Origin of the sequence: Pseudomonas sp. PMCC200344 (assembly GCF_030053095.1) — a bacterium.
Lineage (GTDB): Bacteria > Pseudomonadota > Gammaproteobacteria > Pseudomonadales > Pseudomonadaceae > Aquipseudomonas > Aquipseudomonas svalbardensis.
Genome location: NZ_CP125618.1, coordinates 5901229 through 5914045 on the forward strand (window position 1 = coordinate 5901229; position 12817 = coordinate 5914045).

The 12817-nt window shown below is 60.2% G+C and carries 12 protein-coding genes; 4 read left to right on the forward strand and 8 right to left on the reverse strand.

Annotated features, from left to right (window positions below; all coding sequences use genetic code 11):
- Positions 1 to 10 precede the first annotated feature (10 nt).
- Together QFW87_RS27115 and QFW87_RS27120 are read right to left on the reverse strand one after the other, a co-directional pair.
- Positions 11 to 517, reverse strand: coding sequence for an ATP-dependent zinc protease (locus tag QFW87_RS27115; RefSeq protein WP_283189284.1), 507 nt, complete (start codon positions 515 to 517; stop codon positions 11 to 13).
- Positions 518 to 693: 176 nt separating this feature from the next.
- A complete protein-coding gene (locus QFW87_RS27120; RefSeq protein WP_283189285.1) occupies positions 694 to 1251 on the reverse strand; it encodes a DUF2780 domain-containing protein in 558 nt (185 codons plus the stop codon).
- A 215-nt stretch (positions 1252 to 1466) separates the two neighbouring features.
- On the opposite strand from QFW87_RS27120, the gene QFW87_RS27125 reads away from it, so the two are divergent.
- The 4 genes from QFW87_RS27125 to QFW87_RS27140 all read left to right on the forward strand — a co-directional run bounded on the left by QFW87_RS27125 (position 1467) and on the right by QFW87_RS27140 (position 4759).
- A complete protein-coding gene (locus QFW87_RS27125; RefSeq protein ID WP_283189286.1) occupies positions 1467 to 2057 on the forward strand; it encodes a fasciclin domain-containing protein in 591 nt (196 codons plus the stop codon).
- A gap of 53 nt (positions 2058 to 2110) precedes the next feature.
- On the forward strand, positions 2111 to 2746 hold the full coding sequence (locus QFW87_RS27130; RefSeq protein ID WP_283189287.1) for a sigma-70 family RNA polymerase sigma factor: 636 nt from the start codon (positions 2111 to 2113) through the stop codon (positions 2744 to 2746).
- Entirely contained in the window at positions 2743 to 3417 is a 675-nt protein-coding gene (locus tag QFW87_RS27135) for an anti-sigma factor (RefSeq protein ID WP_283181955.1), read from the forward strand. The genes QFW87_RS27130 and QFW87_RS27135 overlap by 4 nt, the downstream gene beginning before the upstream one ends.
- Positions 3418 to 3578: 161 nt before the next feature.
- Positions 3579 to 4759, forward strand: a protein-coding gene (locus tag QFW87_RS27140) for an IS3 family transposase (protein ID WP_283180883.1) whose coding sequence is annotated in 2 segments (ribosomal slippage) — positions 3579 to 3834 and positions 3834 to 4759 — 1182 coding nt in all. Because the reading frame shifts where the segments join, the coding sequence is not laid out codon by codon here.
- Between the two features lie 154 nt (positions 4760 to 4913).
- Here QFW87_RS27140 and fdhA read toward each other — a convergent pair.
- The 6 genes from fdhA to QFW87_RS27170 form a co-directional block, all read right to left on the reverse strand.
- Entirely contained in the window at positions 4914 to 6113 is a 1200-nt protein-coding gene (gene fdhA, locus QFW87_RS27145; protein WP_007947729.1) for a formaldehyde dehydrogenase, glutathione-independent, read from the reverse strand.
- Between the two features lie 217 nt (positions 6114 to 6330).
- Entirely contained in the window at positions 6331 to 7188 is an 858-nt protein-coding gene (gene purU, locus QFW87_RS27150) for a formyltetrahydrofolate deformylase (protein ID WP_283181956.1), read from the reverse strand.
- A gap of 227 nt (positions 7189 to 7415) precedes the next feature.
- Positions 7416 to 8048: a sarcosine oxidase subunit gamma family protein gene (gene soxG, locus QFW87_RS27155; protein ID WP_134420538.1), complete on the reverse strand. Its 633-nt coding sequence runs from the start codon at positions 8046 to 8048 to the stop codon at positions 7416 to 7418.
- A gap of 156 nt (positions 8049 to 8204) precedes the next feature.
- On the reverse strand, positions 8205 to 11222 hold the full coding sequence (locus QFW87_RS27160) for a sarcosine oxidase subunit alpha (RefSeq protein WP_283189288.1): 3018 nt from the start codon (positions 11220 to 11222) through the stop codon (positions 8205 to 8207).
- Positions 11219 to 11548, reverse strand: a complete 330-nt coding sequence (locus QFW87_RS27165) for a sarcosine oxidase subunit delta (RefSeq protein ID WP_283189289.1) — start codon at positions 11546 to 11548, stop codon at positions 11219 to 11221. The genes QFW87_RS27160 and QFW87_RS27165 overlap by 4 nt, the downstream gene beginning before the upstream one ends.
- A 14-nt stretch (positions 11549 to 11562) precedes the next feature.
- A complete protein-coding gene (locus QFW87_RS27170; RefSeq protein WP_038981138.1) occupies positions 11563 to 12813 on the reverse strand; it encodes a sarcosine oxidase subunit beta in 1251 nt (416 codons plus the stop codon).
- Positions 12814 to 12817 lie beyond the last annotated feature (4 nt).

Genomic DNA, 12817 nt, shown 5'->3' on the forward strand with positions numbered 1-12817 from the left:
CCACTTGAAATCAGCAGTCGGGTTTGTCCGCGGTAAAGCGCCGTGCCGGGTTCACCGCCGCGCCGAACTCACGCAAGGCTTTGGCACCGATCAACAATGGGTAGTTGAAGCTGCTGCGGTCGGTGAGGTTGACCTCCACGGTGCGCTTGACGTTGCCCAGGCACAGTTCCAGATCGACCACCGGACGCTTGGTGGGTTCGACCGCTTCGTTGTCGTCCTCGTCTTCTTCGGAGCGGGTCTTGATCTTGCTGATCCGCGCGACCTTGTGTTCGTAGACCTTGTTGCTCGCGCCTTTGGTGGCGAGGCGGAAACGCACCCACTCGTCACCATCGCGGGTAAAGGTTTCGATGTCTTTGGCCGACAGCGACGCGGTCAGGGCGCCGGTGTCCATCTTGGCCTTGAGGACTTCACCACCGATTTCCGGCAGCGCGATGTATTCGTAGCGCCCGTACAGGGTCGGCTCAGCGGCCAGGACCGGCAGGGCTATGAGGGAAAGCAGTGCAAGGAGGGATTTCACGTAATGGGCTTCCTTGAGGAGTGGGCAGCGGAATTTTAGACCGTTATCAAGTAGATCGTTCCCACGCTCTGCGTGTGTATATGCGGAGTTTCGCGAAACCATCCAGAACCGGGTCAACCAGCTCTGGATCGAGAAGGACCAGCGCATCGACGCGTTGCGCGCCGAGCGCCGCTGAATCAGGTACCGGTGACTGCGCCTGCGCCCCAGATCCCGCCCAGGTTTGTCAGCAGCGACCCGCCGACGCCCTGCTGACCGAAAAATTGCAGAAGCACGGGGGCAAACAGGCCGATCATGCCCGTGTCCATGCCCAACGCGCTGAAGGCACTGTTCAGGTCGTTGGTGTTACTCACGTTGCCCAAGACGTTGCCCAGACCTGCCGCTTGACCGGACGAGCCCAGCAAGCCGCTGAGGAGGCCCAGTTCACCGCCACCGGACAGCAAGTCGATTCCGGGCACGCTTTTGGCCAACTCGGAGTAGTCGGTCGAACTCAATTGATTCTTCGCCAGACCGAGCATCGCCCCGGCACCGCCAATGGCTTGTTCTGGCGTCACGTTTAACTGGCTGAGGGCACTTAGCAGACCGGCCGTCTGCGCGGTCGGCGCGGCTGCGGCGGCGTCATCGCCCTGCGTGCCGGAGATGGCATTGGCCGCATCGAACAGGCTGAACTGAGCAAAGACCGGACTGGCCGCCAGACACATCAGCGAAGCCAGTGCAAAACCGCGTGAAATCTTCATCCAGACATCCTCATGCGCCATAAAAACCGCCCGGCAATGGGCGGCGAAAAACTGTGTGTTGGACTGGCATCCCGGGGGATTGTTCCCAGCCTTGGCGAGCCCCTGACGAACAGTCGAAAAAGAATGTACCGGCGCTGCATCCAGTCTGTCCCCGCCCGCGTATATCAAGCACGGACAGACATTCCTGACCGATTCCCTGCACGAGGATCATCACCATGAAACGCACTTCGATCAAAACGCCGTTGATTGCCAGCTTGCTGACCCTGGCCCTTGGCGGCGGATTCGTCCTGAACACCGTGCAAGCGGCAGACACAAGCCACGCGGTCATCGTCGGCGGCCAGAGCATGATGCCGAGCAAAGACATCATCGATAACGCGGTGAACTCCGCCGACCACACCACCCTGGTCGCCGCCGTGAAAGCCGCTGGCCTGGTGGATACCCTCAAGGGCAAAGGCCCGTTCACCGTGTTCGCCCCGGTCAATTCGGCCTTCGCCGCCCTGCCGGCCGGCACGGTCGATAACCTGCTCAAACCCGCCAACAAGGCGACCCTGACTCACGTCCTCACTTACCACGTGGTCGCCGGGAAACTCGACATGATGACCCTGGCTGAAAAGATCAAGGCTGGTGGCGGCAAGGCTGAACTGACCACCGTCGCGGGCGGCAAGTTGTGGGCGATGATGAACGGCCCGCACAACATCACCATCAAGGATGAAAAAGGTGACGTCGCCGACATCACCACTTATGACGTGTACCAGTCTAACGGCGTGATTCAGGTCATCGACAAAGTACTGATGCCGAAAAGCTGAAGGATGCCGCTGGCCCTGCGCATCAGGGTCGGCGGTTTCCGAGGTGGCCGCCCGTGAATGGAATAACCGCGCCCCGTGAACTAACCTCTGCCTGCAACCGACACCTCACGCAGCCCAACTCGATTGCCTGGAGAACTGCCATTCCCATCGCCGACGCCGATCAGCTCAGGCAGCTTCTGGCCCAGTGCTCACTGGGCGACCGCCGCGCTTTCGAGACGCTTTACCGCAGCGTCGGCCCACGGCTGCATGGCGTAGCGCTGCGCTTCATGGGGCGGCCGGATCTGGCTGAAGAAGTGTTGCAGGAAAGCTTCGTGCGCATCTGGAACAACGCCTCGCGCTATGAGGCGCACCTGTCGGCGCCGCTGACCTGGATGATCAACATCACCCGCAATCAGGCCATCGATCAGTTGCGCAAACACCGCGACCGGCCGTTGAGCGACCTTGAAGAACAGGCGCTGGAGGATGAAAGTCCTTCGGCCCACGAACAGCTCAGCAGTGCCCGTGAGGCCCGCGCCTTGAACCGGTGCCTGGAAAGCCTTGAAGGCATGCAGCGTCAATCGATCACCGTCGCTTACTTTCAGGGGTTGTCGTGTTCCGAACTGGCCGAACACCTGGCCGCGCCGCTGGGCTCGGTGAAATCCTGGATCCGCCGCGGTATGGAGCGACTGCGCAGGTGCCTTGAATCATGAACTATCAAACCCCGACCTTGCGCCGCGCCCTCGCCGCCGATTACGCCATTGGTTTGATGCCTTCTGCCGCTCGTCGGCGTTTCGAACAGTTGTTGCTGGAAGACGCGGCGCTTCGTGCTGAATTGGCTCACTGGCAAGAAAGCCTCGCGAGCCTGACCGACACACTGCCCGAGCAGCCGGTACCGGATCGGGTGTGGCAGGGAATTACGGCGCGGATTGAGCCGCAAGTGCTGCATATGCCAGAAAAACGTCGGTTCTGGAGCTGGTTGCGAGTGACGGCTGCGGTTTGCTCGCTGGTGATCGCCGTGACCTTGGGCGTGTTCTACAACCTCGACAATGCACGTTACAGCGCCACACTGCTGACGGCCGACGCGCAGCCTGCGCTGAAGGTTGAAGCGCATAAGGATTACTTGAACGTTGAGCCGCTGACGCTGGCGGCGGTTGATCCGGGGCGCAGCCTGGAGTTGTGGGCGATTCCAGCGGATGGGAAGCCGATTTCCCTTGGTGTGATTCCGGCAGGCGGGAAGGGCCGTGTAGAGCTGAGTGATTTGCAGAAAGCGCTGATTGGCAAACCGATTGCGTTGGCGGTGAGTCTGGAGCCGCAGGGAGGTTCACCGACGGGGCAACCGACGGGGCCGGTGTTGTATCAAGGGGCGTTGGCGGCGTTGTAAACCACCCCTCACCCTAGCCCTCTCCCAGAGGTAGAGGGGACCGACCGAGGTGTTCTTAGAGCTACATCGACCTGAAATTCCTGAGTCGAACTCAGGTTGCAGTGGTCTAATTTCCCCGGACACCCCGATAGGTGGAAAATGCACCTATTGAGGAGTTCTCCATGACCGACAAACGTAAAGTATTCGACGACAGCTTCAAGCTGGAAGTTGTAAAGATGATCAAGGACCAGGGCCTGAGTGTTTCACAGGTTTGTCGTGATCTTGATATTGGTGATACGGCCGTTCGACGCTGGGTACAACAGTATGAGGCCGAGAAGTTGGGACAAGCCGGGATCGGCAAGCCGTTGACCTCTGAGCAACAGCGTATTCGTCAGTTGGAGCAAGAAAACCGTCAACTCAAGATGGATAACGATGTATTAAAAAAAGCCACCGCCTTCTTTGCCCGCGAGCTGAAGTAACGTACCGCTTGGTTCGGCAGCTGCAACAGAAGGCTTATTCGGTGGCGTATGTGTGTCGTTTGTTGGGGGTTAGTCGATCCGGCTTCTACGAGGCAAACAAGCGCGCTGAGGCTCCTGCATCGATCTGCCCCGTTGCTCTGCAACTCAAGGCGTCGTTTGCTGAAAGTGGCGGCTGCTATGGCAGTCGCCCATTGCGTAAAGCGTTACGTGCAAAGGGTATGGAAGTAGGCATTTACAAGATTCGCCGCATGATGCGCGTCAACGGCCTGCGTTCGGCCTGGAAGCGTAAATTTGTGCACACCACCGACAGCAAACATGACCTGCCGATTGCTGAAAATGTATTGAACCGCCAATTTGAACCCGAGGCGGCGAACAAGGCCTGGGTAGCAGACATTACCTACATCCGAACCCGCAGTGGCTGGCTGTATCTGGCTGTGGTGCTGGACTTGTTCTCACGCAAGGTAGTGGGCTGGTCAATGGCGCCGAACATGCCCGCTGAACTGGTGTGCAGTGCAATGCAGCTGGCGGTTGCTCAACGTCAACCGCCACCCGGCTTGATCGCCCACTCGGATCGCGGCAGCCAGTACGCGAGTGCGAGCTACAGAGCGCTGCTGGCAAGAAGTGACATGCAGCAAAGCATGAGCCGTAAAGGTAACTGCTGGGATAACGCAGTGATGGAGCGCTTCTTCCTGAGCTTGAAAATGGAGCGGGTATGGCGACGTGATTACGCCAACCATGGCGAGGCGATACGCGACATCACTGAGTACATCGTTGGGTTTTACAACAACGAACGGCTGCACTCGAAACTGGGATATCTGCCACCGACAGTTTATGAACGGGCGATGGCATCAAAATCACCTATCGAGGTGTCCGGAATTAGTTGACCACGACAGGTTTGAAAAGCATAGAGATCGGCCCCCTTTCCCCCTCTCCCCTATGGGGAGAGGGCTGGGGTGAGGGGTGGCTCTCAGACTCACCAACAATCTTAGCCAAAAAAAACGGCAACCCTGGGGTTGCCGTTTTGTTTTGCGTGAAGCCTTACGCCGCGCTGAACAGTTTGTGCGGATCGATCACAAACTTCTTCGGCACGCCCGCATCGAACTCGCCATAACCACGTGGCGCGTCATCCAGGCTGATCACCTCAACACCAACTATGTCGGCAATGTGGATACGGTCCCACATGATCGCCTGCATCAGCTGGCGGTTGTACTTCATGACTGGCGTCTGACCAGTGTGGAAGCTGTGGGATTTGGCCCAGCCCAGACCAAAGCGGATGCTCAGGCTACCCATCTTCGCGGCTGCGTCGACTGCACCCGGATCTTCAGTCACGTACAGGCCTGGGATACCGATTTTGCCGGCAACCCGAACCACGCCCATCAGCGAGTTGAGCACGGTGGCCGGAGCCTCGTGTTTCACGCCGTCATGGCCGTGACCGCGCGCTTCGAAGCCTACGGCGTCGACGGCACAATCCACTTCAGGCTCGCCCAGCAGCGCAGCGATCTGTTCGTGCAACGGGGTGTCCAGGGACAGGTCGGCGATTTCGAAACCCTGAGCCTTGGCGTGCGCCAGGCGGACGGTGTTGACGTCACCGATGATCACCACCGCTGCGCCCAACAGGCGAGCGGAAGCGGCAGCAGCCAGACCGACCGGACCGGCACCGGCGATGTACACCGTGCTACCTGGGCCAACGCCGGCCGTCACTGCGCCGTGGTAACCGGTCGGCAGGATGTCGGAGAGGCAGGTCAGGTCGCGGATTTTTTCCATCGCGCGATCGCGATCCGGGAGTTTCAGCAGGTTGAAGTCGGCATACGGCACCATCGCGTATTCAGCCTGACCGCCGGTCCAGTCGCCCATGTCGACATAACCGTAAGCACCGCCCGGACGCGCCGGGTTAACGCTGAGGCAGACGCCGGTGTGCATTTCCTTGCAGGAACGGCAGCGCCCGCACGCTACGTTGAACGGTACGGAAACCAGGTCGCCGATCTGCAGGTTCTCGACGTCGCTGCCCTTCTCGATCACTTCACCGGTGATTTCGTGGCCCAGTACGAGGCCGGTTTGAGCGGTGGTACGGCCGCGCACCATGTGCTGGTCGGAACCACAGATGTTGGTGGACACCACACGCAGGATGACAGCGTGGTTAATCTTCCTGCCGCGCGGGTCCTGCATTTTGGGATAGTCGATTTTCTGTATTTCGACTTTGCCGTTGCCGAGATACACCACACCACGATTGCCAGACATGCTTTCACCTCGCTGTTGTTTTTATGTAGCGGTCGCGTCGCCATGGATCGGCGGCGCGTTGATTGCTCGGGTTATTGCTTGTGTGTCTTGTGTGTCTTGTGTTGTCTGTAAGGGCCTCATCGCGAGCAGGCTCGCTCCCACAATGGATCTTTGGTGTGTCCGAGATCTGTGCACTGACACAAATCCCTGTGGGAGCGAGCCTGCTCGCGATGGCGATCTAAAGAACGACCGTGCGATTGGCGTTCAAAAACACTCGTCGCTCGATGTGATAACCAACGGCCCGCGCCAAGGTCAGCCCTTCGATATCCCGCCCTTTGGCGATCAGGTCTTCGGGGTAGTGACTGTGGTCCACGGCCTCTACGCCTTGGGCAATGATCGGGCCTTCGTCCAGGTCGTTGTTGATGTAATGCGCCGTGGCACCCACTAGCTTCACGCCCTTGTTGTAGGCCTGGTGATAAGGCTTGGCGCCCTTGAAACCCGGCAGCAGGGAGTGATGGATGTTGATCGCCTTGCCGTCGAGTTTGCGGCACAGCTCGGGCGACAGGACTTGCATGTAGCGGGCAAGGATCACCAGTTCGGCGCCGGACTCTTCGATCACCTGCCAGACCTGACGTTCCTGCGACGGCTTGTCGTTCGGGTCCAGCGGGAAGTGGTAATACGGAATCTGATGCCAGTCCGCCAACGGCTTGAGGTCCGGGTGGTTGGAAACCACGGCGGCCACGTCCATTGACAATTGGCCGATGCGCTGGCGGTAGAGCAAATCGTTGAGGCAGTGATCGGCCTTGGAGACCATGATCACCACTTTTGGTCGATGGTGCGGCGGTGTCAGTTCGAAGATCATGCCGAAGGCTTGGCCGCGTTCTTCGAGGCCAGCGCGAAAGGCTTGTTCGTCAAAGCCGTCGGGCTGGCGGAATTCCACGCGAATGAAGAAGCGGCCCGAAAGCCGATCATCGAAGGAATGGTGCTCGGTGACGTAGCAGCCCTGCTCGAACAGAAAGCGGGTCACCGCGTCCACGGTGCCGAGGACGCTTGGGCAGTCGGCGGTCAGAATCCATGTGTCTGGGGCGCGGCTCATAGTGCGGTGACTCCTGTTCTTTGTGCTGGGTGTCAGGGAATTCCACCCCTCACCCTAACCCTCCCGAAACGTCGGACCGCCCCAAAGGGGCGAGGGGACTGAGCGAGGTACTCTTGGAGCTATATCGACCTGAAACATCAAGGTGAACTCAGGTTTTGAAAACGCTAGAGATCGGCTCCCTTTCCCCCTCTCCCCCCTGGGGAGAGGGCTGGGGTGAGGGGTCGATCTCAAGCTTGAACACTAAGCCCATATTCGGCGGCAGCATCCTGCAACCACAACCACCAGTAATCCGAGAAGCTGCGGCGAATCAGCAGTTCCCAGGTGTCTTCGGCGGTATGGCGGATCACCAGTTGCGACTTGGCAAACACCGTGCCGACGGCCTTGCCCACCGGGAAGCTGTTGGGGTGCACGTCGTAGCTGGTGGACTTCATCAGCACCTGGCGCACGTTCGGGCCGCTCAGTTCGAGTAGCTGCTGGCCGCCGCTGACGTTGGTGATCGCAATGTGCAGATCGCCCAGCGCTTCACGCAGCTTTTGCTCGGCGGCGAATTCTTCACCGGTCGGCACGATCAGCAGCCATTCATCCGGCCCCATCCATTGCAGGCTGGTTTCGCCTTTGACGACGACGGTCAGCGCGCCCGGCAATTCGATACCGAGGGCTTTGTGCACACCGGCAGCGAACGCCGCATCATGGCCATCGCCACGAATGGTCAGGTGGCCGAGGAGTTTTTTCTCGCGCACGATCACGCCGGCGCTTTTGCGACCCTTGCCCACCAGGCTGGCGAGGTCGGCGTGATGCAGCGACGACTCGGCCTTGGCCCCAGTGGTTGGGCGTTGTTGGTAAACATTGGCTGCGGTCATAAAGCACCTGTTCCTGAATTCTGTTGGTTCCGGCCCTTGTGGTGGCAGTGCCGCCGCCTTCGCGAGCAGGCTCGCTCCCACATTTGACCCCGTTCCCCTGTGGGAGCGAGCCTGCTCGCGAAGGCAGTAGCAGGCACCCCACAGGACCCGAGGCCATTAAACGTTCTGGCGATCGCCTTTCGGATCGAAGAACACCGAAGAAACGATTTCCGCCTCGATCACGCTGCCATCGGCCAGCGGTGCGAACACGCGCTCACCGATACGCTTCAAGCCACCCTTCACAACACCCATGGCAAACGAATAGCCGAGGGAGTTGTGCAAGTAACTGGAGGTGACGTGACCGACCATCGTCATCGGGATCGCTTGCTTGGTGTTGAACACCAGTTGCGCACCTTCCGGCAGCCATTTGGTCGGATCAATCGGCTTCAGGCCGACCAACTGTTTGCGTTGATCACGCACGCAGTCTTCGCGGTTCATGCCACGCTGGCCGATCCACGAGAACGGTTTGGTGCGACCGACGCACCAGCCCATGTTCAGGTCATCCGGAGTCATCGACCCGTCAGTGTCCTGACCGACGATGATGAAGCCCTTCTCGGCCCGCAGCACGTGCATGGTTTCGGTGCCGTACGGGGTCAGGTTGTACTTTTTGCCGACCTCGACGATTTTCTCGAGCACGCCCATGGCGTAGTCGGCCTGCACGTTGACTTCGTACGACAGTTCACCGGTAAACGAAATCCGGAACACCCGCGCCGGGACACCGCCGACCAGACCTTCTTTCCAGGTCATGAACGGGAAGGCTTCGTTGGTCAGATCGATGTCGGTGACTTCGCTGAGCAGCTTGCGGCTGTTCGGCCCGGACAGGGTCATGGTTGCCCAGTGATCCGTCACGGAAGTGAAGTACACCTTCAGGTCTGGCCATTCGGTCTGGTGGTAGATTTCCAGCCATTGCAGCACGCGTGCAGCGCCGCCGGTGGTGGTGGTCATCACGAAGTGGTTGTCGGCGAGGCAGGCGGTTACGCCGTCGTCGAACACCATGCCGTCTTCTTTGCACATCAGGCCGTAACGGGCCTTGCCCACGTCGAGCTTGGTCCAGGCGTTGGTGTAGATGCGGTTGAGGAACTCCCGCGAATCCGGGCCCTGGATGTCGATTTTGCCCAGGGTCGAAGCGTCCAGCAGGCCGACGCTGTCGCGCACGGCTTTGCATTCGCGCTTCACGGCGGCGTGCAGGCCTTCACCGTTTTTCGGGAAGTACCACGGACGTTTCCACTGACCGACGTCTTCAAACTCTGCGCCGTTCTTCACGTGCCAGTGATGCAGCGCGGTGAAACGCACAGGCTCGAAGATGTGCCCACAGTGACGACCGGCCACAGCGCCGAAAGTCACCGGCGTGTAGTTCGGACGGAACATGGTGGTGCCCATCTGCGGGATGGTCACGTTCAGCGAACGGGCGGCGATGGCCAGACCGTTGACGTTGCCGAGCTTGCCCTGGTCAGTGCCGAAGCCCAGTGCGGTGTAGCGTTTGACGTGCTCGACCGACTCGAAGCCTTCGCGGGTCGCCAGTTCGATGGCGGCCGCGGTGACGTCGTTTTGCAGGTCGACGAATTGCTTCGGCGCACGAGCGGTGTTCTTTTCGTGCGGCACCTGGAACAGCGCCAGTGTTGGCTCTTCCAGACGGCTCAGGGCTTTCGGCAAGGTGCCTTCGACCCCGCTGAAACCGGCTTCGCTGGCTGCGCGAGCACCGCCTTCAAAACCATCGGCCAGGGAATCGCCGAGACCGTACACACCGTTGATGCCACCGACGCATACGCGCTTCTGCGGTGCTTCGCCCGGTACGAAACCGAGGATGTCTTCACGCCAGATCGGCTTGCCACCCAAGTGCGACGCCAGGTGAACCACCGGGCTGTAACCGCCGGAGCTGGCAACCAGGTCACAATCGAGCCACTCACCAGGACTGGTCACGGTGTGCGCTTTGACATCGATCGCGGCAACGCGAGCGGCGGTCACATGCTTGCTGCCACGTGTCTCGATCACGGCGCTGCCGGTCAGGATGCGGATGCCTTTGGCGCGCGCTTCTTCAACCAGCGCACCGCGCGGATTGCTGCGGGCATCGGCGATGGCGACGACTTGCAGGCTGGCATCGAGCCAATCCAGAGCAACGCGATAGGCGTGATCGTTGTTGGTCGACAGCACCAGTTTTTTGCCCGGTGCCACGCCGTAACGACGAACGTAAGTCGACACAGCGCCGGCGAGCATGTTGCCCGGCACGTCGTTGTTGCCGTAAACCAGTGGACGCTCGTGAGCGCCGGTCGCCAGCACTACACGCTTGGCGCGAACGCGGTGGATGCGCTGACGCACCTGGCCAATCGGGGCGCGGTCGCCGAGGTGATCGGTCAGGCGCTCGTGAATGGTCAAGAAGTTATGGTCGTGGTAACCGTTGACCGTGGCGCGCGGCAACAGCAGCACGTCCGGGGTGTCTTTCAGTTCGGCGATGACGCTGGCAACCCACTCGCTGGCTGGCTTGCCGTCGAGGCTTTCGCGGGAATCGAGCAGGCTGCCGCCAAACTCTTCCTGTTCATCGGCGAGGATTACGCGCGCACCGCTGCGGGCTGCTGCCAAAGCAGCGGCCAGGCCAGCAGGGCCACCGCCGACGATCAGCACGTCGCAGTGCTGGTTCATGTAGTCGTAGGTGTCCGGATCGTTCTCGGTCGGCGAGCGGCCAAGACCAGCGGCTTTACGAATGTACTTCTCGTAAGTCATCCAGAACGATTGCGGGTACATGAAGGTTTTGTAGTAGAAGCCCGGCGGCATCAGCTTGCCGCCGACCTTGCCGAGAATCCCCATCATGTCGTTGTTCACGCTCGGCCAGCCGTTGGTGCTGGTGGCGACCAAACCTTGATACAGCGCTTGTTGCGTGGCGCGTACGTTCGGGATCTGCGTGGCTTCGGTCGCGCCGATTTGCAGCACAGCGTTCGGCTCTTCGGCGCCAGCGGCAAAGATGCCGCGCGGACGGGAATACTTGAAGCTGCGACCGATGATATCGACACCGTTGGCCAGCAAGGCCGCGGCCAGGGAATCGCCTTCAAAGCCTTTGTAAGTCTGGCCATTGAAGGTGAAGCTCAGCACTTTGTTGCGGTCGATCCGTCCGCCGTTGGACAGGCGATTGATCTGGCTCATACCTTCTCTCCCAGAGCCGTGGCGGCCGCTTTCGGGCTATCGGTCTTGTCGGTGAACTGCGGCTTGGTGCCGATCTTGTAGGTTTCGAGAATCTCGTAGGTCACGGTGTCACGGGTGGCGTTGAAGTACTGACGGCAACCGGCGACGTGATCCCACAGCTCGTGGTGCAGGCCGCGAGGGTTATCGCGGAAGAACATGTAGTCGCCCCACTCCTCGTCGGTGCAGTTGGTCGGATCCAGTGGACGCGGGATGTGCGCCTGGCCGGATGCGTGGAATTCCTCTTCGGAGCGCAGCTCAAAGCAGTGAGGACAGAAGATATGCAACATGGGGATTTCTCCTGTTAGTGGGCAACCGCAGCAGCGCCGTGTTCGTCGATCAACGCACCGTTGTGGAAACGGTCGATGGAGAAAGGTGCAGCCAATGGGTGCATTTCACCCTTGGCCAGACTCGCGGCAAACACGTTGCCCGAGCCAGGTGTTGCCTTGAAGCCGCCGGTGCCCCAACCGCAGTTGAAGAACATGTTCGGTACAGGTGTTTTCGAAATGATCGGGCACGCATCCGGCGTGGTATCGACGATGCCGCCCCACTGACGGTTCATGCGTACGCGGGACAAGACCGGGAACATCTCGACGATGGCCTGAACGGTGTGCTCGATCACCGGGTACGAACCACGCTGGCCGTAGCCGTTGTAGCCGTCGATACCGGCGCCGATCACCAGGTCGCCCTTGTCGGACTGGCTGATGTAACCGTGTACGGCGTTGGACATGATCACGCTGTCGATAATCGGTTTGATCGGCTCGGACACCAGCGCTTGCAGCGGATGGGATTCGATCGGCAAACGGAAACCGGCAAGTTTGGCCATGTGCCCAGAGTTACCGGCGGTCACTACACCGACGCGTTTGGCGCCGATGAAGCCTTTGTTGGTTTCAACGCCGATGCACACGCCGTTTTCCTTGCGGAAACCGATCACTTCGGTCTGTTGAATCAAATCCACGCCCAGTGCGTCGGCGGCACGGGCAAAGCCCCACGCCACGGCATCGTGACGGGCCACGCCGCCGCGACGCTGGACGGTTGCACCCATCACCGGGTAGCGCGTGTTCTTCGAGCAGTCGAGGTACGGAATCTCGTCGGCCACTTGTTTGGCGTCGAGCAATTCGCCGTCCACGCCGTTGAGGCGGTTGGCGCTGACCCGACGCTCGGAATCACGAATGTCCTGCAGGGTGTGGCACAGGTTGTAAACGCCGCGCTGGGAGAACATCACGTTGTAGTTCAGGTCCTGGGACAGGCCTTCCCACAATTTCATCGCGTGTTCGTACAGGTGCGCCGACTCATCCCACAGGTAGTTGGAGCGAACGATGGTGGTGTTGCGCGCGGTGTTACCGCCGCCCAGCCAGCCTTTCTCGACCACGGCCACGTTGGTGATGCCGTGCTCTTTGGCCAGGTAGTAGGCGGTCGCCAGACCATGCCCGCCACCGCCGACGATGACCACGTCATAGACCTTTTTAGGGGTCGGCGTGCGCCACATTTTCTGCCAGTTTTCGTGATGGCTGAGGGAGTGTTTGAAGAGGCCGAAGCCCGAGTAGCGTTGCATAGTC

Excerpts from the sequence above, each read along its gene's own strand:
- QFW87_RS27120 (WP_283189285.1), bottom strand. The coding sequence starts at position 1,251 with ATGAAGATTTCACGCGGTTTTGCACTGGCTTCGCTGATGTGTCTGGCG.
- QFW87_RS27125 (WP_283189286.1), top strand. The coding sequence starts at position 1,467 with ATGAAACGCACTTCGATCAAAACGCCGTTGATTGCCAGCTTGCTGACC.
- QFW87_RS27135 (WP_283181955.1), top strand. The coding sequence starts at position 2,743 with ATGAACTATCAAACCCCGACCTTGCGCCGCGCCCTCGCCGCCGATTAC.
- fdhA (WP_007947729.1), bottom strand. The coding sequence starts at position 6,113 with ATGTCTGGCAATCGTGGTGTGGTGTATCTCGGCAACGGCAAAGTCGAA.
- purU (WP_283181956.1), bottom strand. The coding sequence starts at position 7,188 with ATGAGCCGCGCCCCAGACACATGGATTCTGACCGCCGACTGCCCAAGC.
- soxG (WP_134420538.1), bottom strand. The coding sequence starts at position 8,048 with ATGACCGCAGCCAATGTTTACCAACAACGCCCAACCACTGGGGCCAAG.
- QFW87_RS27160 (WP_283189288.1), bottom strand. The coding sequence starts at position 11,222 with ATGAGCCAGATCAATCGCCTGTCCAACGGCGGACGGATCGACCGCAAC.
- QFW87_RS27165 (WP_283189289.1), bottom strand. The coding sequence starts at position 11,548 with ATGTTGCATATCTTCTGTCCTCACTGCTTTGAGCTGCGCTCCGAAGAG.
- QFW87_RS27170 (WP_038981138.1), bottom strand. The coding sequence starts at position 12,813 with ATGCAACGCTACTCGGGCTTCGGCCTCTTCAAACACTCCCTCAGCCAT.